The following is a 20326-nucleotide window of genomic DNA, read 5'->3' as shown; positions in this document are numbered from 1 at the left end:
TGCAGCTGCGCTCAACCCGCCACGTCCCTGCGCCGAAAGCCCGCGACGGCGAGCGCCAACAGCACCGCAATGGTGAGGGCGGACACCAGCACGCTGTCCCACGCGGGCCCCTGCCGCAACGGGTCCTGGCCAACGTACTGGTAGAACGGTGAGGCCTTTTGGATCCGGCGGAAGGCTTCCACCAGCGGTGCAAGCGCGTTGACGATGTAGGCAAGAACCGCCAGCACCGCGGGGATTCCGCGGCTGAGGCCGGTCCGCCCTGTGGACGCCGACAAGGCGAGGGCCAGGGATCCGAAAACCACGCCCAGCAGTGCCAGGTGCAGCATGGCGGCAGCCACCTTGTCCGGCGGCAGGACAAGGTCCGCCATGTTGCCCTCAATCACCAGCGACAGCCCCATGACGGCGGCCAGCAGGAAGGTGCCCAGCACCATGGCGAAGAACTTGTCCACCACCACCCTGCCCCGGCCCACCGGGTTGGCAAGCAGCAGGTCCATGGTGTCCCGGTCCTCTTCCCCGCCAATCGACCCGGCCCCGGCGCTGATGGCGTAGATCAGCACGGCGATCGGCCCCATGAAGGACAGCAGCTCCACCTGGATATAGCCCGTGGGAGTGGACATGTCGGCGCTGGATGTGGCGAACAGCGACCGGAACGCCTCCGGCATTTGGTCGATGAAGTCACTCATGGACGGCTGCGACTTCACGGACGGCCAGATGGCTGCGTACGTGGCCACAATCAGCGCCAGGGAGACGGCCCATGCCAGCAGCACCCTCCCCTGGTCCCGGAGCGTCTTCAGCAGGACGTTAGCCAGCATGGCCCACCGCCGTTCCGGACACGCTTTCCGTCTCGGCGGCGGACGTATGGCCGGGTTGCTGGTCAATCCCGTAGTAGCTCAGGAACATCTCCTCCAGCGGGGCTTCGGAACATTCGAAGTCCTCCACTTCCCTGGCGCTGACCAGCTTGAGCAGTGCATCCAGGGCAGCCTGCGGGGCGTTGCAGCTCAACGTGCGGCCGTCAACCTGCAGATCCCGCACCCCGGGAACACCGGCAAACTCCGCCGCAGAGACCCCGTCGGTGAAACGGGCCCTCACCCGGTGCAGGGAGCGGGCGGCAAGGTCCTGCAACCGTTCCACCGCCACCAGTTTTCCACCGCGCACCACTCCGATTCGGTCCGCCACACGCTCCACCTCGCCCAGGACGTGGGAGGAGAACAAGGCTGAACCGCCGTCGGCAGTGTGCTCACGCAGGATGGAATGGAAAACCTGCTGCACCAGCGGATCGATTCCGCTCGTTGGTTCGTCCAGCACCAGCAGCCGTGGCCGCGACATCACGGCCAGGACCACGGCGAGCTTCTGGCGGTTCCCGCGCGACAACGTGCGGGCCGGCCGGTCCAGGTCCAGGTCCAGCCGGACCGCGACCTCCGCTGCCCGTTTCCGGTCATCGCGGTGCCGCAGGTGGGAGCAGTAGGCGACGTGCTGGTTGCCGGTGAGGCGGTCGTACAGCGCCGGCTCGCCGGGCACGTAGCCCACCAGGCGGTGGACGTCCCGCGACTGCCGCCAGGCATCCAGTCCCAGTACGGCCGCTGTTCCCGCAGAAGGCCGCAGCATCCCCACCAGGAGCCGGATGGTGGTGGTTTTGCCTGCCCCGTTCGGGCCCAGGTAGCCAAACACCTCGCCTGGCCCGATGGTGAGGCTGACGTCGTCGAGCGCTGCGTTCCGGCCAAACCGCTTGGTCAGGCCGGCCAGCCGCACCATGCTTTCCCCGTCCGTGCTTTGCGCGCCCATGCTCGTTTCCGGGCTCATGCTGCGACGCTAGCCGGGCCGCTGCGTCCATCCCAGAGTCTTTTGGCCCGCACCGCTTAGACTGCTCCCATGCCTATCGTTCCCGATGCCAAGGACTGGACCTGGGTCCTGTCCCGCCCCTGCCCGGAATGCTCCTTCAACGCCTCCTCAGCCACACCGGCAACGGTCCCGGGCAGCATCGAAAGCATGATTCCGCGATGGCTGGCCGTCCTGCGCCGGCCGGACGCGACCCAGCGCCCCAACGACGACACCTGGTCCGCGGTTGAGTACGCCTGCCACGTGCGGGACGTCTTCACCCTGTTCGTCCAGCGGCTGAACCTGATGCTCACGGCGGATGATGCCCGCTTCGCGGACTGGGACCAGGACCGGACAGCGGTCGAAAAGGACTACGCCAACGCCGACCCGTCGGAAGTGGGCCCGGAACTGGCGGCAGAAGGACACGAGGCGGCCGAGTCGTTCGCCGGCGTCCCCGAAGAGGACTGGGGACGCAAGGGGCTGCGCAGCAACGGCTCGGAGTTCACCGTCCTGACGCTCTCCCAATACTTCCTGCACGACGTCTTCCATCACCTGCACGACGTCAACGGCTAGGGATACAGGCTTCCCGGCCCCTTTCCGGCTTTAACGGGAGGGGCGTCAGCGCAAACGCGCCAGCGGTGCCCGCGCCTGTCCCGAGAATTCCGACAGGTCAAGGCGCCCGTCACCGGCCTGGATGTCCGCCGGGTTGTGGGTGACCAGCACCACCGTGCGGTCCCGCAGCCCGGAACGCAGGTCCGCGAGCATGGCGGCGGCGGACTCCGCGTCCAGGTGGGCGGTGGGCTCATCCAGCAGGATCACCTCCGCACCGGTCAGCAGGGTCCGGGCCACAGCCAGGCGCTGGCGCTCGCCGCCGCTCAGGAAAGCACCCCCCGGGCCGATCCGCGTGTCCAGCCCCGCCGGCAGCCGGCCAACCAGCCCGGCCAGTCCGACGGCGGCCAGGACGGCGTCCAGCTCTTCGTCACGTCCCGCAGAGGCGCCGCCGGTGGACGGCCTGCCCAGCAGCAGGTTGCCGCGGATGGTGGAGTCGAACAGGTGTGCATCCTGCGGGCACCACGCCGCCCGGCCGGTCACCCTCACCTGGCCGGAAGCGGGCGGCAGGAAACCCAGCAGCACCGAGAGCAGCGTGGATTTGCCGGAGCCTGAGGGTCCAGTGACCGCCAGCCAGCGCCCGGGTGCTGCCTCCGCATCCACGCCCGAGAAGACCGGGGAGCCACCCGGCCAGGCCGCAGCCAGGTCCACCAGTTCGATGCCTGGCGCACCGCCGGCCCTGGCGGGAACGGGCTGCAACCCGTCGGACGCGTCGCCGCCTTCTTCAAGCGCCCCCGACTCCCCCACCCGGCGCATGACGGCACGGAGCGCCGGGAACTGGCGCACCGCCGTCGTCATTGCTGCGAAGGGTTCCACCAGCGCCAGCAGCAGGAGGACCACCACGGCCGCGATGGCCGGGGCAACCCTGGCTGCAAGGACTTCGGGCCCGGCCAGCCAGGCTGCAGCCAACGCGGCAGCACCGCAGGCGGCCGTGGCGACGGCGTGTCCCAGCCCGTCGGCCCAGGCGGACCGTTGGGAGGCGCGGGTGGCGTCCCGGTCCTCGGCCAGCAATGCGTCAAGGACGCGGGGCGCCACACCGTTGGCGTGCAGTTCGGCCCGTGCGTCCAGGGCTGCCGTGACGCGGCGCAGGACGCCGGAGCGCAGGGCCTGCTCGGCACTGGCGGACTTCCGGTCACCCCACAGGGCGGCTGCGGGCGCCAGCAGCAGGCCACTGACCGCTGCCCCAACCACTGCGGGAAGGGCGGCCGGCACCAAGGTTCCGGTGGCGGCCACGGCAAGGACGGACACCGCAAGCGCCGTGACCGGCGGCAGGACCACGCGCGGCAGGAGGTCGCGGACGGTGTCGACGTCGTCGATCACCGTACCCAGCACGTTGCCGCCCTGCAGGAGCCGGCGCAGCGACAGCGCCCTGCGGCTCAGGGACTCCCACAGCCGTCCGCGCAGGCGGGTCAGGGCGGCGAACACGGCATCGTGCAGCAGCAGCCGCTCCCAATAGCGGAACACGGCGCGGCCGATGCCAAAGAACCGGACGCCGACAATGGCCGTCAGGAGGTAGAGGATGGGCGGCTGCTCGCTGGCGCGGATGATGAGCCAGCCAGACAGGCCGGAAAGCGCGACGGCGAAGACGGCCGCCAGGGTGCCGACGAAGGCCGCCGCCGCGAACTTGCCCCGGACCGGTGCCAGGAGTGCGGCCAGGAGGCGCGCGGCCCGGGGATCGGCGCCAGGAGCGGCACTGCGGGCGGGGCGGACGGGCCTGGCGCGCCTGGCGTCCGTTCCGCCGTCGGCACCGGTGTCTGTGGCGGGCGTGCCATTCGACCTTGTGCTGCCGGCGGTGCCGGCGTCATCTGCCAGGAGCGCGGAAATGCCGGCACGCGGTACCTCCGGTGTCGTGCCGGCAGGGCCGACCGGCACCAGGACGTCTGCCAACTGCCGGGTGCGCTGGTTGTGGGCCACCAGGATCACGGTGACCTCGCCGCGGAGCCGCCGGATGGCGTTCTCGACGATGACGGCCGAGGCGTCGTCCAGGTGCGCCGTGGGCTCGTCCAGCAGCAGGAGGGTGGCACCCGCGTCGATCCGGGCCAGGCCTCGGGCCAGTGCCACGCGCCGCAGCTCACCCGGGCTCAGCTCCGCCTGGTGCTTCCCGGCGAGGTGGCCGGCTCCTGCGCGTTCCAGGCAGCCGCGGGCGGCGCTTTCGGCCGTGAACCGGTCCGGGCCGTGGCCGGCGTCCGGTGAGAGGTACAGCAGCACCTCGTCCAGGACCTTTCCGGCGACCATGACCGGATGCTGCGGCACCCAGGCCACGGCGCCACGGTCCAGGCCGTTGATGTACCCGGTAATGCTGGTTCCTGCCGCATCCGGTTCGCCGCCGTTGCCGATGGTGCCGGCCAGTACACCCAGGACGGTGCTCTTGCCGGCGCCGCTGGGGCCGTCCAGGGCGGTGATCCTGTCCTGGGGTGCGGTGAAGGAGAGGGGTCCTACGGCGGCTCCGGACCGCCCGGGATAGGTCACCGTGAGGGCGGTGACCTCCAGCGGGGCGCCCGGCCTGCCGGCCTTGGCGGCCGGCAACGGCGCCGGTTCAGGCGCATCCGTCACGGCGGCTGTTTCCGCGAGCGCCACCCGGCCGTCGTCGCTGGCGTGGTGGGCGGTGCCCAGTTCCCGCAGCGGAAGGTAGCAGTCCGGGGCCAGGAGGAGTGCCAGCAGGCCCGCCTCCAGCGGCATGCCGCCGTGGACCAGCCGGACGCCAATGAAGACCGCCACCACGGCCACCGAGATGGTGGCGATGAGTTCCAGGGCCAGGGCGGACAGGAACGCGGTCCGGAGGGTGCCCATGGTGCGCGAGCGGTATTCCTCGGAGATCTCCTCCAGGGCCTTGCGCTGCGCGGTGGCCCTGCCCAGTCCCACCAGGACCGGCAGGCCCTTGGCGAGCTCCAGCATGTGGCCGGACAGCCGCGCCAGCGAGGCCTGGGCCTGCCGCACGTTGTCTTCGGTGTAGCGGCCGATCAGCACCATGAACACCGGGATCAACGGGACCGTCAGCACGATGACCAGCGCGCTGACCCAGTCTGCGAAGAGGATCCGGGCCCCGAGCAACAGCGGAACGGCGGCGCAGTTGACCAGCGCCGGGAGGAACTGGGTGTAGTAGCTGTCCAGCGCATCCAGGCCGCGGGTGGCCAGGACGGCCAGGCCGCCGTCGCCGGGACCGGTTCCCCGCACCCCGCTTCGCAAGGCCCGCTCCAACAGTTCGGCGCGAAGCTCCTCCTTGACCCCCAGGGCTGCGCGGCGGGCGGCGACGGCCTGCCCCCAGACGGTCAGGGAGCGGAGGACGACGCCGACGGCACCTGGAGTGAGCTGCTGTGCCCAGGCCTCGTTCCCCTCGGCGAGGCCGGCCAGGACGGAGGCCACCGCCTGGCCGATGAGGATCAGGGACAGGGCCTTGAGCGCGGCCAGCAGTCCCAGCCAGTAGATGGCGGACCGGGTGGCCGGGCCTGTGGGGAAGGTTGGCCGCACGTCAGCCCTTGGTGGTGAAGGCTTTGGCGGCGATGGCAGGGAGGAAGCTGTGGGCTTCGGGAATGTGCGCAGCGCTGACGCGGCGGCGGAACACCCAGTAGGTCCAGGCCTGGTAGGCGATCACCAGGGGAAGCCCAAAGGCCGCCACAATGCTCATCAGCCCCAGGGTGTAGTCCGAGGATGAAGCGTTGGAGATGGTGAGGTCAAAGGCGCTGTCCAGCGTGGAGGGCAGCACCACCGGGAACACGGCCCCGAAGATGGATGCGGTGCCCAGGATCAGGAAGGCGCCAAGGGCCAGGAAGGCCCTGCCTTCGGAGCCGTTCCGGGCCAGCAGCCAGGCGGTGGCGGCAGCGCCAACGGCCAGCACGACGGCGGCCCAGGTCCACGGCTTGCCGTCCAGGAACTGGATGGCCGAGGCCCATGCGGCGATGGGCAGGAGCAGGACCGGCAGCAGCCGCACGAACCACTGGCGGGCACGGTGGCGGACGTCGCCGTCGGTCTTGAGGGCCAGGAAGGCCAGGGCGTGGAGGAGTGAGAAGCCCACGACGGCAAGGCCGCCCAGCAGGGCGTAGCCGCTGAACCAGGCCATGGGGCCGCCTTCCCGGTCGCCGTTGGCATTCAGCGGAAGCCCGGTGGTGGTGAGGGCCAGGGCGGCGCCCACGCCGAACGCCGCGAAGAAGGAGCCCAGCGCGATGGCCCAGTCCCAGCGGTTCCGCCAGCTGTCCGTGTCCACTTTGCCCCGGTATTCGAATGCGACCGCCCGGAAGATCAGGGCCAGCAGGACCACCAGGAGGGGGAGGTAGAGCGCGGAGAACAGCGAGGCGTACCAGAGGGGAAAGGCGGCGAAGGTGGCGCCGCCGGCGGTCAGCAGCCACACCTCGTTGCCGTCCCACACAGGCCCGATGGTGTTCAGCAGTACCCGGCGCTCGGTGTTGTTGCGGGCGAAGAGCTTCATCAGCATCCCGACCCCCAGGTCGAAGCCTTCCAGGAAGAGGTAGCCGGTCCACAGCACCGCGATGGCGATGAACCATATGGTGGGAAGCAGTTCCATTGTTTGTTTCCTCTGCTAGTAGGCGAAGGCCAGGACGTCGTCGGCAGGTTTGGGCCCGGTGTTGCCGCCGGAACCGGGTGTTTCGTCCTCGTTCTCGTCCGCCGGTGCGTGGCCGAGTTCCGGCATCGCGGACACCACACCCCCGCGGATGTACTTGACCAGCAGCTTGACTTCCACCACCAGCAGGACGGCGTACACGGCGGTCAGTGCCACCAGCGAGGCAATGAGTTCCCCTGCGGAGACACCCGGGGATACGGCGGCGGCGGTGAACATGAACACCTGGTCGATTCCGCTGGGGTCCGGGTTGGGCGCCACGACGAAGGGCTGGCGGCCCATCTCGGTGAAGATCCAGCCGGCGGCATTGGCGCCGAAGGGGGCCAGGATGCCGAAGACTGCCAGACGCATGAGCCACCGGGATTCCGGCACGGTCCCCTTGCGGGTGAGCCAGAGGGCCACCAGTGCTGCCAGGGCGGCGAGGCCGCCAAAGCCGATCATCATCCGGAAGCCCCAGTAGGTGACTTCCATGACAGGGACGTACTGGATTTCCTGGCCTGCGCGCTCGCCGTAGATCGGGTTGTCCGGCAGGTGGGTTCCGTAATTGGCCTGGTACTCCGGCAGCAGGGTGTTGACGCCCTTGACCTCGGTGGTGAAGTCGCCCTTGGCTAGGAAGGACAGGATGCCCGGAACCTCGATTACGGCCACCACGTCGTCGCAGTTCCTGGAGCCGACGTTCCCGACGCTCAGGACGGAGAAGCCGGTACCGTCGTGGCAGGCGGCCTCCGCCGCGGCCATCTTCATGGGCTGCTGCTGGAACATCAGCTTGCCCTGGAGGTCGCCGGTGACGGCGGTGCCGGCGAACGAGATCATGGCGACCACGACACCGATGCGCAGGGAACGGATCCAGACGTTGTGATCGGCGCGGTCGCGGCCGGGAATGCGGACGTCTTCACCGGGGATCACCCGGCCGTCTGCACCCACGGTGTCAACGCCGTCGTGCCGCCGCCGCCACAGGTGGTACCAGGCGATGCCCAGGAGGAAGCCGCCTGCCACGGCGAGGGCGCCGAACAGGGTGTGCGGAACGGCCACAAGCGCGGTGTTGTTGGTGAAGACGGCCCAGGCGTCGGTCATGACGGGCCGGCCGTTGATCATTTCCACCCCTACCGGGTGCTGCATCCAGCTGTTCGCCACGATGATGAAGTAGGCGGAGAGTGCTGATCCGATGACGGCCACCCAGAGGCAGGCCAGGTGGATGGCCGGCTTGAGCTGCTTCCAGCCGAAGATCCACAGGCCGAGGAATGTGGACTCCACGAAGAAGGCCAGGAGCGCTTCCAGGGCCAGGGGCGCCCCGAACACATCCCCCACGAAGCGGCTGTACTCGCTCCAGGCCATACCGAACTGGAACTCCTGCACGATGCCCGTGGCCACGCCCATGATGAAGTTGATGAGGAACAGCTTTCCCCAGAACTTGGTCATGCGCAGGTATTCGGGCTTGCCGGTGCGGTACCAGGCTGTCTGGATGACGGCCACCACGAGGCCCAGGCCGATGGTCAGCGGCACCATCATGAAGTGGTAGACGGTGGTGATTCCGAATTGCCAGCGTGCGATTTCCAAGGCGTCCATGGCGGTCCCTACTGTTAGCCGATGTAGTTTTCTACGCTTCGTAGAACTTCAACTTCTACAAAGTGTAGAACATCCTTGACGGCGGATGAAAACCCTCCCGCCCTCACCTAGCATCCCGCGGCGGGCCACGCCGCGCCAGATGTTCTACTCCATGTAGAACGTTGGCCGGTTTCGGGGTAAATTAGTTCTGTAGTTGAACAACAGTGGGACGTAACCGTGCACCGAAAGTGCGCGGCGCGGGGAAATAAAGGAAAAGTGAAATGGCTAGTCTTGGTGAACTGGAACGGGCGGTCATGGACCTGCTCTGGGCGGGCCAGGAAGCGGCTACGGCCAATACCCTGAGGGACCAGTTGGCGCGCACGTCGGCGGCACAGGGCGGGCCGGGCCATGAAGGCAAGGAACTGGCCGTCACAACGGTACTGACCGTACTTTCACGCCTGGAGAAGAAGGGGCTGGTGGAACGCGAACGCGGCACCCGTCCCCACCGCTACCAGGCGGTGTCCAGCCGCGCAGACCACACCGCGGAACTCATGCATGAGGTCCTCGGGTCAGCACCGGACCGCGAGGCCGTCCTGGCCCGCTTCATCGGGTCGGTGTCCGAAGGTGAAGCCGAGACGCTGCGCAAACTGCTGGGCCGCGTCTAGCACACCATGTTCTGGGCCTCATACCTGCTGGCGGTCCTTGCGATAATCCTGGCGTGGCCGGTGCCGATCCTCCTGTCCCGGGCCCAGTGGCCGGCCAGGTCGCCGTTCACGGCCATGCTGCTGTGGCAGGCGATCGCGCTTGCAGGTGGGTTGTCAATGATCGGCGCCATGCTGGTCTACGGCCTGGAACCTATTGGAGACAACCTGATTGCAGGCCTCCGCGGCCTCGCCGGCATGGTATTTTTCAACGCGCCCACCACCGCGCTGGGGTTCTGGCACATCTTTGCCCTGTCCGCTGCTGCCCTGCTCACCGTCCATCTGGTGTTCACCCTGCTGCTGACGTACTACAAAATCCAGCGCCAGCGGCGGCGGCACCGCGAAATGCTGGCCCTGCTGGCCTCACCCTCCGGCCAGGACGCCGGAACCCTGGTCATCAGCCACGACTCACCCGTGGCGTACTGCCTTCCGGGCGGCGCGCGTTCGGTGACGGTGCTATCGGACGGCCTGATGGCGGCGCTCGAACCGGCAGAGCTTCGGGCGGTGCTGATTCACGAGAACGCCCACCTCAACCAGCGGCACCACCTCCTGCTCTGGGCCTTCGCCGCGTGGCGGCAGGCCCTCCCGTGGCTGCCCACCACCCGGCTTGCCCAGGAGTCCGTGAACTCCCTCATCGAGATGCTGGCCGATGACGTGGCCCTGCGGACCGAGAGCAAAGCCACCCTCATCAAGGCCATCGCCATCGTGGCCAGCGGTTCAGCCGCGGAGGCCGGCGCCGGTGTCCGGCCCTCCTCGCCCACGCTGGCCCTGTCCGGGCTTGAGTCAGCATCAGGCGGAGCCGGCTCGGACGCTGTCCGTACCGCAGCTTCCCGGGTCAGCCGCCTGCTGACGCCCCAGCCTCCGCTTCCTTCCGCCGTCCGCAGCGCCGTCATGGCAGGCAGCGTCCTGCTGCTCGCGCTGCCCACCGCACTTCTGCTGGTTCCCGGACTGCTCGGCTGACCAGCCGCCGTCGGGCCCTGTCCAGCGGGCCCCGCGGTACCCTCCGGCGCCTTCCCAGCCAGGTGCCAGCCGCCCTGCCCCCAATTGCGAGGCCGTACGCCGCTGTCAGGCGTCGATGCGCTCCCGGTCCAGGCTGGAGGCGCCGGCGATGATGAAGTCCTTGCGCGGCGACACGTCCGAACCCATCAGCAGGTCGAAGATTTCCTCCGCCTGCTGCGCGTTCTCGATCCCCACCTTGCGCAGCGTGCGGTGCCGCGGGTCCATGGTGGTTTCGGCCAACTGCTCGGCGTCCATCTCCCCCAGGCCCTTGTACCGCTGGATCGGTTCCTTGTACCGCTTGCCTTCCTTGGCCAGGCGGGCCAGCAGCACGTGCAGTTCAGCTTCTGAGTAGGTGTAGATCATCTCGTTGGCCTTCTGGCCTGCGTTGATGACCTCCACGCGGTGCAGCGGAGGCACCGCCGCGAATACCCTTCCCTCAAGGATCATGGGACGCATGTAGCGGAAGAACAGGGTCAGCAGCAGGGTCCGGATATGGGCTCCGTCCACGTCGGCGTCCGTCATGAGGATGACCTTGCCGTACCGGGCCGCGCTGATGTCGAAGCTGCGGCCGGAGCCTGCGCCCACCACCTGGATGAGGGCCGCGCATTCGGCGTTGGAGAGCATGTCCCCCACCGACGCCTTTTGGACGTTCAGGATCTTGCCCCGGATGGGCAGCAACGCCTGGAAGTCGGAGGATCGCGCCAGCTTGGCAGTGCCAAGTGCGGAGTCACCTTCCACGATGAACAGTTCGGAACGTCCGACGTCGTCCGTCCGGCAGTCGGCGAGCTTGGTGGGCATCGAGGAGGTTTCCAGCGCGTTCTTGCGCCGTTGGGTCTCCTTGTGCACCCGGGCCGAGATGCGGGACTTCATCTCGCTGACGATCTTTTCCAGCAGCAGGGCGGACTGGGCCTTGTCATTCTTACTTGACGACGACAGCTTGGCGGAGATCTCCTTCTCCACCACCCGGGCCACGATGGCCCGGACGGCGCTGGTGCCGAGGATCTCCTTGGTCTGGCCCTCGAACTGCGGTTCCGCCAGCCGCACGGTCAGCACCGCCGTCAGGCCCGCGAAGATGTCGTCCTTTTCGATCTTGTCGTTGCCGGCCTTGAGCTTGCGGGCGTTTGCCTCCACCGCTTTGCGGAACGTCTTGACCAGCGCCTGCTCGAAGCCGGACTGGTGGGTGCCGCCCTTCGGGGTGGCGATGATGTTCACGAAGCTGCGCACGGTGCTGTCGTAGCCGATGCCCCAGCGCAGCGCCACGTCAACTTCGCAGTCACGCTCAACCTCTGCCAGCTGGCTGTGCCCGCGTTCGTCCAGGACCGGGACCGTCTCCTTGAACTTCCCCGACCCGTGCAGGCGCCACACGTCGGTGACGGCAGGATCGGCGGCGAGGAACTCGACGAACTCGGAGATGCCGCCGTCGTGGTGGAAGACCTCCTCATGGGGGCCGGCCTCACCAGGCGTCCCGGCGACCCTGCGCTCGTCCCGCACCGTGAGCTTGAGTCCGGGCACCAGGAAGGAGGTCTGGCGGGCGCGGGCCACGAGGTCCTCGTAGGAGAACTTGGCATCGGGGGTGAAGATCTGCCGGTCCGCCCAGTAACGGATGCGGGTTCCGGTGACGCCGCGCTTGGCTTTGCCCACGATGTCCAGCACCGAGTCGTCGACGAACGGTGTGAAGGGCGCTGCGGGGTCCAGGCGGGATCCGGCGTCCTTGAACCGCCCGGGTTCGCCCCGGCGGAAGGACATCCGGTAGGTCTTGCCGCCGCGGTCCACTTCCACGTCAAGGCGTGAGGACAGGGCGTTGACCACCGAGGCGCCAACGCCGTGGAGTCCGCCCGAGGCGGTGTAGGAGCCGCCGCCGAACTTGCCGCCCGCGTGCAGCTTGGTGAAGACCACCTCGACGCCGGTGAGCCCCGTCTTGGGCTCCTTGTCGATGGGGATGCCACGGCCGTCGTCGTGGATCTCCACGGAGTTGTCCGCGTGGAGGATGATGCGGATGTCGTGCCCGAACCCGGCCAGGGCCTCGTCCACGGAGTTGTCGATGATTTCCCAGAGGCAGTGCATGAGGCCGCGCGAGTCGGTTGAGCCGATGTACATGCCCGGGCGCTTGCGGACGGCTTCGAGGCCCTCCAGGACGGAAAGGTGCCGGGCGGTGTAATCAGAGCTAGGTGCCACTGGTGATGAACTCCTTCAGGGACGTGTGCGCGGCGCTGGAACCGCATCTTCTAGGGTAATCGGCTGCGGCGGCTGGAGCCGTCTGCCACACCGCCGGCGGCTGTGCGGCACGCCACCAGCCCCAGTGATGGGCGGAACTTGCCCATTCTTGATTGAACCTTGCGGCTACGCGCACAGCGAACTTGCCCCATCCTTGCGATGGTTTGGATACGAATGCTGGTTATATAGATGTACTGATCTACTAAGGAGGCCGACATGACAACAGCAGTGGCAGACCGCACGCTCAACGCACTCGACCGGTGCGACCGTTGCGGAGCCCAGGCATATGTGCGGGTTGTACTCGAGTCCTCCGGCGGTGAGCTGCTGTTCTGCGGCCACCACGCCCGTGCAGTCGAGGCGACGCTCAAGCCGTTGAGCTCCGACTGGCACGATGAGACGGGAAAGCTTCACGAGAAAGCTGCCGTGGAAATCGACTAGATGAGGCATCGGTAACAACGAACCCTGCGGGGCCCTTCCACTACCGAAGGGCCCCGCAGGCGTTTAACCACATGCCACCGCGAAGTTCGCGGCGCGAAAAAGCAGCGAAAAACAGGGGCCGTGCCGGAGCCACCCGAAGGTGGGTTCGGCACGGCCCCTGCCGGGTCCCGTACGTGGAGTCCGGTGGACCTAGTCCAGGTAGTCCCGCAGGACCTGCGACCTGGAGGGGTGGCGGAGCTTGGACATGGTCTTTGATTCGATTTGCCGGATCCGCTCGCGGGTGACGCCGTAGACCTTGCCGATTTCGTCTAAAGTCTTCGGCTGTCCGTCGGTCAGGCCGAATCGCATGGCAACCACGCCGGCCTCGCGTTCGGAGAGGGTGTCCAGCACGGAGTGCAGCTGCTCCTGGAGGAGGGTGAAGCTCACGGCGTCAGCCGGAACAACGGCCTCGGAGTCCTCGATCAGGTCACCAAACTCCGAGTCGCCGTCCTCGCCCAGGGGCGTGTGCAGCGAAATGGGTTCGCGGCCGTACTTCTGGACCTCGACCACCTTTTCGGGTGTCATGTCCAGCTCCAGTGCCAGTTCCTCGGGCGTGGGCTCTCGGCCCAGGTCCTGCAGCATCTGGCGCTGGACACGGGCCAGCTTGTTGATGACTTCAACCATGTGCACCGGGATGCGGATGGTGCGGGCCTGGTCGGCCATGGCGCGGGTGATGGCCTGGCGGATCCACCAGGTGGCGTAGGTGGAGAACTTGAAGCCCTTGGTGTAGTCGAACTTCTCCACTGCGCGGATCAGGCCCAGGTTGCCTTCCTGGATCAGGTCCAGGAACAGCATGCCGCGGCCGGTGTAGCGCTTGGCCAGGGAGACCACCAGGCGGAGGTTGGCCTCCAGCAGGTGGTTCTTGGCGCGCTTGCCGTCGTGGATGATGAATTCGAGTTCACGCTTGTACTTCGGATCCATGGAGCCGTCGTCCGCGGCGATCTTTTCCTCGGCGAACAGCCCGGCCTCGATCCGCAGCGCAAGGTCGACTTCCTGCTCGGCGTTGAGCAGTGCGACCTTACCAATCTGCTTCAGGTAGTCCTTGACAGGGTCAGCCGTGGCGCCGGCAGACATGACCTGCTGCACGGGGGCATCGTCATCATCTGCGTCGGAGTAGACAAAGCCCTTGCCGCTGCCCACTGCGCCCTTGACGGGATCGGCGTCGGTATCGGCATCCTCTACTGCGTCCGGCCCTTCGAGGACGTCAAGGTCTTCCTCAGCGTCCTCAACCTCGTCCGCGTCAACGGCGGACTTTCCTGCAGCCTCGGCTGCAGCCTTGGCGCCAGGCTTGGGCCCACGCTTCTTGGGCTCGCGCTTGCCGTCCGCTGGAGCCGCGCCGGCCGAAGCCTTGTTGGCTGCCCGCGTAGCTGCCCGCTTGGCATTGGTCGCGGCCTGCTTCTCCTCAGGGGACAAGACATCCTGGGCGGCGGAATCCTTCTTCGTGGAAGACGGGGTCACAGAAAACCTTTCTAGCGGTGGTCTGTGGAATCACCATACGGGCAACACCACTATGACCCTGTCAAGTCCGTGATGAAAACCAAGCGCCACCACGGCCGGCAGAGTCACTTAAGACAACTCCCGGAGCGGCTGTAATGTTCCCTTGCGGGCCCATTCCAAGCACTCGATGCACGGACCCAACCGGGTCTCGGCATCTATTGTCTCATGATTTGCCTGGATCCGGCCTCCCCCGCTTCGATCCGGTCCCGCCACCTGCTGAAGGTCTTGCCCATGCCGGGCGGCGCATCCCGCTCCTTACACCGGCCGGGCGCCCCTCACAGCTCCCACTTTCACCCGGCAGTGTCCTCCCCGAACTTCTGCCAGGCGGTCTCCTTTCTCGCCGCCCAGCCACAGAGCGTGCCCCTGCCAACGAGGTCCAGCAGGAGTTCCGCAAGCCGGTAATCCGGGTCAAGTTCGAGGGCCTGTCCCAGGTGTGCAGCAGCATAGGAACCCCGGCCGCGGCACCATGCCACCCAGCCACGCATGGTCAACGCCGCCGCGGCAGCCTGCCCACCCAGCACAGCCAGATTTCCCAGGATCCGGTCCAGCGCGTCCAGGCCTTCCCAGTCGGGGACGTTCGGCGCCACGCCCATAAGCACCTCGCCGTACCCGGCAGGAACGGGACCGGGGCCGACCGGGGTGCCACTCCCGGCAGGAACGGGGCGTAAAGGGGCACCGTTCCCCGTCCGGCGCGGCGGCCCCAGGGCAGGCGCCCTTCCTCCCGCCTCTTCCGCCGCTGCCGCCCCCGGTTTGCCCGCCGCCGAGGCCCGGTGTGGGATTTCGACCGGCGGCAGCACCGGCAGGGACACGACGGACTCATCGGCACCGCCCGCGCCATCCCCGTCAGCAAATACCTTGAACTGTTCAGCCCCGGCTTCCGCAGCGTTCCTGCCCGCCGCAGCCATCACCATCACGGCGTCCCGCCACGTGGGAACCAGCAGCGTGGCCCGAAGAAAGGCATCCCGCTCGATATCAGGCAGCCAGGCAACCGGTGGGGTCCGGTCCAGCAGCGTCTGCCAGAAGCCGAGCACGGCAGAGAACTGCGCGCGGCTTCGGGACAGCCCGCCCAACTCCTCCTCCCAGCCGGCCTGTGCTTCACGGACCGCTGCCAGGTGCATGGCAGGCACCGGCGCTTCCGGCACGCTGCCTGACCTTGGCGCCGGCCCCACGCTGCTGCCGCGGTAGACCATCTCGGCGTTCAGCATGCTGTCCCTGATCTCCTGCACGGGCCGCCCCGGCATCGGACAACACGAACCGTCGCTGCACAGGGCATCCCGCCAATAGACATCGCCCACGAACCAGGCAGCACGCACCGGCATCCCGGCCTGCTCGAGGGAACACTGCACGGTGGAAATCAGGAGGTCGTAGGCACTCGGCGGGACCATTCCTGCGTCGCTGGTGAAGACGGCCAGCAGCGCGCCGTCGGCATCCTGGTCCGACTCAAGGTAACGGCGGACGGCGTCGGCGAACCCGAAAGGAGCGGCCTGCCCTGCAGGTGTCGGAAGGTCAAGCCGCAGTGTGGCGCCAAGGGTAGTGCCGTGCAGCGTCATGGCCACCAGGCTGGAAGCCGGCCAGTACCCCAGGCTGTGTGGAATGAAGCCAAGAATATCTTCCGGCCCGCGGACTGTTAATCGTTCTGGAGCTGTCATGGCTCCAGCTTTCTCCGACCACAGCACGGGCTGGCAGGGCTCAGTTCAGCTATGTGGGCAAACAGTCCGGTGGAGGAACAGTGGCAGAGGAAGGAACAGGCATGCCTCAGTCGTCGCTGCGCACTGGCTGGCGGCGGCGCGCCAGGCTTTCCCGGCGCTGCCGGGCCAGGGCACTGCGCAGCGGCGGCACCACAATCCCCTGGGCGGCCATCTGCCGGCGCACCTTCCGCCGCGAGGCCACGATGGCGGCGGCGCCCAGGGCCAGGAGCAGGAACTGGACGCTCAGGGCCAGCCGGAAGGGATCCAAACCGTACAGCACCCCCTGCGAGAATCCGGTGGCGTAGAGGAGGTCCAGCACCAGGCCGATCAGGAAGATGGACACCAGGGCAGCAATGAAGCCGCCAACGTTCACGATCCCGGTGGCGGTGCCGATCCGGTGTGCCGGATTGAACGTCCGGGCGAAATCGAAGCCGATCATCGAACCGGGGCCGCCGATGGCAAGCACCACCACCAGTCCCGCCAGCAGCCACAGCGGAGCCCGCCCGGGCAGGATCAGTACCGCAGCCCAGGCCACTGCGGTGGCGCCGGCAATCAGCAGCACCATGGTGGAGCGGCGCAGTGGGTGGCGCGAGACGAAACGTCCGATGAAGGGGCCCGCCGCCATGGCCGCGGCGACATAGAGCGCCATCAGGGCGGCAACAGTGCCTGCGTCCAGGCCCTGCCCGGAAATCAGGAACGGGTAGCCCCAGGTCATGGCAAAAACGGTGCCGCTGAACTGGATGGTGAAATGGCTCCACATCCCCAGCCGCGTGCCGGGCTGCCGCCAGGCCCGGGCCAGCGATGCCCCCGTTGCCCGGAGCCCCTGGCGGGCCTGCGGCCGCTCGGTGCCAGGGGGAGCGTCCTGGAGCAGCAGGACCACCAGTACGACGGCGAGCGCGGACATCCCTGCCAGCATCAGGAAAGCGGGGGTCCAGCCGGACAGGTGCAGGACCATGGCGAAGGGCAGGACACTGAACAGCTGCCCCAGCTGGCCGGACATACCGGTGAGCTGGGTCACGAGCGGGACGCGGGCGGGGGCGAACCACAGCGGGATCAGCCGGATGACGGAGATGAACGTCATTGCATCGCCGGCACCCACCAGGACACGGCCCAGGACTCCCCCGGGAATACTGTCCGCAAACGCCAGCTGCAGCTGTCCCAGCCCCATCAGGACCGCACCGCCGGCAATCATCACCCGCGAACCAAGCCGGTCCACCAACAGGCCCACGGGAATCTGGAGCCCGGCGTAGACCAGCAGCTGCAGGACAGTGAAAAAGGAGATGGCGGACGCCGTGGCGTGGAAACGCTCCGTCGCTTCAAGGCCCACCACGCCGAACGAGGTCCGCTGCGCCACGGCCACCAGGTACCCGAAAATTCCAATGGTCCAGATAAGCCAGGCGCGGGGTGCAGTCACCACTTCATTATGCCCGGCGGGACGCCGCTTTCCCGGAAGTTGTGACCAGCGCTACTGCCCCGGGTTCTCCCTGGCCAGGTAGGCCTCCACGGCGGCGCCGAGGTCGTCGGCGTCGGGCAGCTCGTCGTTCTCGTTGGCCAAAAGCGACCGGCGCACGATGCCGTCCGATTTTTCGTCGTACCGGGTTTCGAGGCGGGACACTACCTGCTGGACTTCCTCCGACGCTTCGATCTGCTCGGCGATCTGGCGGCTCACCTCGCGGCCCGATTCGCGGAGCCGGTCGGTGGGCAGCATCAGGGACGTGGCGGCGCCCAGGTACTCCAGACCGGCGACGGCGGCTGTGGGGTACTCGGCCTCGGCAAGGTAGTGGGGCACGTGGATGACGTAACCGGCAACGTTGCGTCCGGCTTCCACCAGCCGCAGCTCCAGGATGTGGCCGACGGCGGCGGGAACTTCAACGGTGGGCTTCCATACCGAGATGCCCTCGATGAGTTCGGGCCGGTTCCCGTGCACCGTCACCCCCACGGGGCGGGTATGTGGCACGGGCATGGGGATGGAGTGGATCCAGGTGGTGAGGTTGACATCCAGCTTCTCCACGATGTTTACGACGGCGCGGGCGAAGCGTTCCCACTGCAGGTCGGGCTCGAAGCCGGCCAGGAGCAGGAACGGCTTTCCCAGTCCGTCCACCAGCCGGTAAAGGGCCAGCCGGGGCTCCTGGTAGTCCTGGATGTGGTCCTCGACGAAGCTCAGGTGCGGGCGCCGTGACCTGTAGTCGATCAGCTGGTCGGCATCGAAGACCGCAACGGGCTGGGCGTCGAGGGAGTCCAGCAGCTCGGCATTGATCTGCTTCACCACGTGGCCGGCATCGGCAAATCCGGTGAATCCCATCACCAGGTTCAGCCCCTGGAGTTCCGGGCTGTGGAACAGCTCGATGTTGCTGGCATAAAGCGCGTCGGGGTCCAGCAGGGAGCCGGAAATCCGTTCAAGCACGGCATGTTCCTTTCAGGGGTGCGGGTGGACATCATTCATAACGCTGCAGTGACACCCGGCATTCCATCGGCCGGTGTGGCGCACCTCTCAGGAAATTCTCGCGCGGTGCCGGGGAAGGGCTACGATCGGAACTGGCCTGCCAGGCGGGCTTGCACGCACCCGGGAACCGTCCAGAACGGCCGGATCCGGGCCACCATGGCAGAGCGCCCAACATGCATCCCTGCCCGAACGTTTCGAGAATTGAGGACTCATCCCTGTGGTCAAGAATACTGAAGTCAACCTTAGTACCGTCGCGCGGGACCTTAAGAAGAACCCCAGTGATGCAGTGGTCATCGGGGTGGGCCAGGGAACCGACGGCCCCGTCCTGTTGGAGAACCCCCTGACGGCGAAGTCCGCGGAGGCCCTCGGGGACTCGCTCAAGGCGCTGGGTGTCACCGGCGCCGCGGACCAGCTGGTCCGCCTGCCGGGGCTGCCCGAAACCGGGGCAGGCATTCTGGTCCTGGCCGGCGTCGGCAAGGTTCCCGCCACCGGACCGCTCACGGGCGAGTCGCTCCGCCGGGCAGCAGGATCGGCCGTCCGGCAGCTGGCCGGCCTGCCCACGGTCACTTTGGCATTCCCGACGGCGACGGTGCAGGACGTCACGGCCGTCGCCGAGGGCGCCGCGCTGGGCGCCTACTCCTTCACCGAGTTCCGGTCTTCCTCCGACGGACTTAAGGACCCGGTGCGCAATGCCGTCATCTTCACCGAACTGGCCGGCACCCCGGAGCTGGAGGTGGCGCTGAAGCGGGCCGGCCTGGTGGCCAAGGCTGTTAACGCCACCCGGTCCCTGGTCAACACCCCGCCGAGCCACCTATACCCCGAATCGTTCGCCGAGGCCGCCAAGGACCTCGCCAAGGGACTGCCCGTCAAAGTCACGGTCTGGGACGAGAAGCGCCTCGAGAAGGAAGGTTTCGGCGGCATTATGGGCGTGGGCAAGGGATCCACGCGCCAACCGCGGCTGGTCAAGGTCGAATACTCCCCCGCCAAGGCCACTGCCAAGGTCGCCCTCGTGGGCAAGGGGATCACCTTCGACACCGGCGGAATCTCCCTTAAGCCGGCCCTCAACATGGGCGACATGAAGAGCGACATGGCCGGTGCCGCCGTCGTACTTAACACTGTCCTGGCCATCGCCGGCCTGGGCCTGCCCGTTAAAGCGACAGCCTGGCTCTGCATCGCAGAGAACATGCCCGGCGGCGGCGCCTCACGTCCTGCCGACGTCCTGACCATGTTCGGTGGCAAGACGGTGGAGGTCCTCAATACCGACGCCGAGGGCCGCCTGGTCATGGCGGACGGCATTGTCGCCGCGAGCCGCGAATACCCGGACGCCATCATCGACGTCGCAACCCTCACCGGCGCGCAGCTGATCGCCCTCGGCAACCGCACCGCCGGCGTCATGGGCTCGGACAGCGTCACGGGCGCGCTCAAGGCGGCGGCGGACCGTGCAGGCGAGCTGGTCTGGCCCATGCCCCTGCCGGAGGAACTGCGACCCACCCTGGACTCCCAGGTGGCCGACCTGGCCAACATCGGCGAACGCCACGGCGGAATGATGACCGCCGCCGTGTTCCTGCGCGAGTTCGTGGGTAAGGACAAGGCAGGCGAACAGATCCCCTGGGCGCACATCGATATTGCAGGACCTTCCTTTAATAACGGCAGCCCGTACGGCTACACGCACAAGCAGGGCACCGGCTGCACCGTCCGTACCCTGGTTGCCTACGTGGAGGACATCCTGGCCGCCGCCTAGGTGCCCCTGGGCAGTTACAACCAC

Annotated in this window: 15 protein-coding genes; 5 read left to right on the top strand and 10 right to left on the bottom strand. The window is 67.6% G+C overall.

Translation table 11 applies throughout. The annotated features are described in order from the left end of the window. Positions 1-11 precede the first annotated feature (11 nt). Together LFT44_RS07735 and LFT44_RS07730 are read right to left on the bottom strand one after the other, a co-directional pair. Positions 12-812: an ABC transporter permease subunit gene (locus LFT44_RS07735; RefSeq protein ID WP_236802066.1), complete on the bottom strand. Its 801-nt coding sequence runs from the start codon at positions 810-812 to the stop codon at positions 12-14. Further along, on the bottom strand, positions 802-1800 hold the full coding sequence (locus LFT44_RS07730; RefSeq protein WP_236802065.1) for an ABC transporter ATP-binding protein: 999 nt from the start codon (positions 1798-1800) through the stop codon (positions 802-804). The genes LFT44_RS07735 and LFT44_RS07730 overlap by 11 nt, the downstream gene beginning before the upstream one ends. 69 nt (positions 1801-1869) lie before the next feature. On the opposite strand from LFT44_RS07730, the gene LFT44_RS07725 reads away from it, so the two are divergent. Then, positions 1870-2388 (top strand): DinB family protein, encoded by a 519-nt coding sequence (locus tag LFT44_RS07725; protein ID WP_236802064.1) that lies wholly within the window; start codon positions 1870-1872, stop codon positions 2386-2388. A gap of 45 nt (positions 2389-2433) precedes the next feature. Here LFT44_RS07725 and cydD read toward each other — a convergent pair whose 3' ends face one another. From cydD to LFT44_RS07710, 3 genes are read right to left on the bottom strand one after another with little or no spacing between them, the layout of a single operon-like run. Beyond that, complete coding sequence (cydD, locus tag LFT44_RS07720; protein ID WP_236802063.1) at positions 2434-5892, bottom strand: thiol reductant ABC exporter subunit CydD; 3459 nt, start codon at positions 5890-5892, stop codon at positions 2434-2436. 1 nt (position 5893) lies between these two features. After that, complete coding sequence (gene cydB, locus LFT44_RS07715) at positions 5894-6943, bottom strand: cytochrome d ubiquinol oxidase subunit II (RefSeq protein WP_236802062.1); 1050 nt, start codon at positions 6941-6943, stop codon at positions 5894-5896. Positions 6944-6958: 15 nt separating this feature from the next. Further along, positions 6959-8563, bottom strand: a complete 1605-nt coding sequence (locus LFT44_RS07710) for a cytochrome ubiquinol oxidase subunit I (protein WP_236802061.1) — start codon at positions 8561-8563, stop codon at positions 6959-6961. Between the two features lie 260 nt (positions 8564-8823). Here LFT44_RS07710 and LFT44_RS07705 point away from each other — a divergent pair, with 260 nt between their 5' ends. Then, a complete protein-coding gene (locus LFT44_RS07705; protein WP_142134261.1) occupies positions 8824-9207 on the top strand; it encodes a BlaI/MecI/CopY family transcriptional regulator in 384 nt (127 codons plus the stop codon). A gap of 6 nt (positions 9208-9213) precedes the next feature. Beyond that, on the top strand, positions 9214-10203 hold the full coding sequence (locus tag LFT44_RS07700) for a M56 family metallopeptidase (RefSeq protein ID WP_236802060.1): 990 nt from the start codon (positions 9214-9216) through the stop codon (positions 10201-10203). A 105-nt stretch (positions 10204-10308) separates the two neighbouring features. Here LFT44_RS07700 and LFT44_RS07695 read toward each other — a convergent pair whose 3' ends face one another. Continuing rightward, entirely contained in the window at positions 10309-12417 is a 2109-nt protein-coding gene (locus LFT44_RS07695; RefSeq protein ID WP_236802059.1) for a DNA gyrase/topoisomerase IV subunit B, read from the bottom strand. A 255-nt stretch (positions 12418-12672) separates the two neighbouring features. On the opposite strand from LFT44_RS07695, the gene LFT44_RS07690 reads away from it, so the two are divergent. Beyond that, positions 12673-12894 carry a DUF7455 domain-containing protein gene (locus tag LFT44_RS07690; RefSeq protein ID WP_013600696.1) on the top strand — a complete coding sequence of 74 codons (222 nt, stop codon included), beginning with the start codon at positions 12673-12675 and terminating at the stop codon, positions 12892-12894. Positions 12895-13083: 189 nt separating this feature from the next. Here LFT44_RS07690 and LFT44_RS07685 read toward each other — a convergent pair whose 3' ends face one another. From LFT44_RS07685 to LFT44_RS07670, 4 genes are all read right to left on the bottom strand, one after another. Then, positions 13084-14391, bottom strand: coding sequence for an RNA polymerase sigma factor (locus tag LFT44_RS07685; RefSeq protein ID WP_142134267.1), 1308 nt, complete (start codon positions 14389-14391; stop codon positions 13084-13086). 329 nt (positions 14392-14720) lie between these two features. Continuing rightward, complete coding sequence (locus tag LFT44_RS07680) at positions 14721-16079, bottom strand: DUF4192 domain-containing protein (protein ID WP_236802058.1); 1359 nt, start codon at positions 16077-16079, stop codon at positions 14721-14723. Positions 16080-16185: 106 nt separating this feature from the next. Continuing rightward, on the bottom strand, positions 16186-17532 hold the full coding sequence (locus tag LFT44_RS07675; RefSeq protein ID WP_236802057.1) for an MFS transporter: 1347 nt from the start codon (positions 17530-17532) through the stop codon (positions 16186-16188). 51 nt (positions 17533-17583) lie between these two features. Beyond that, on the bottom strand, positions 17584-18522 hold the full coding sequence (locus tag LFT44_RS07670) for a proteasome assembly chaperone family protein (protein ID WP_236802056.1): 939 nt from the start codon (positions 18520-18522) through the stop codon (positions 17584-17586). A 256-nt stretch (positions 18523-18778) separates the two neighbouring features. Here LFT44_RS07670 and LFT44_RS07665 point away from each other — a divergent pair, with 256 nt between their 5' ends. Beyond that, positions 18779-20302, top strand: a complete 1524-nt coding sequence (locus LFT44_RS07665) for a leucyl aminopeptidase (protein WP_236802055.1) — start codon at positions 18779-18781, stop codon at positions 20300-20302. The last annotated feature ends 24 nt before the right edge of the window (positions 20303-20326 follow it).

The sequence above is a fragment of the Arthrobacter sp. FW306-05-C genome (genome assembly GCF_021801725.1).
In the GTDB taxonomy this organism is placed as follows: Bacteria; Actinomycetota; Actinomycetes; order Actinomycetales; family Micrococcaceae; genus Arthrobacter.
Note: the sequence above shows the minus strand (reverse complement) of the source record. Positions and strands in the feature narration are given on the sequence as shown.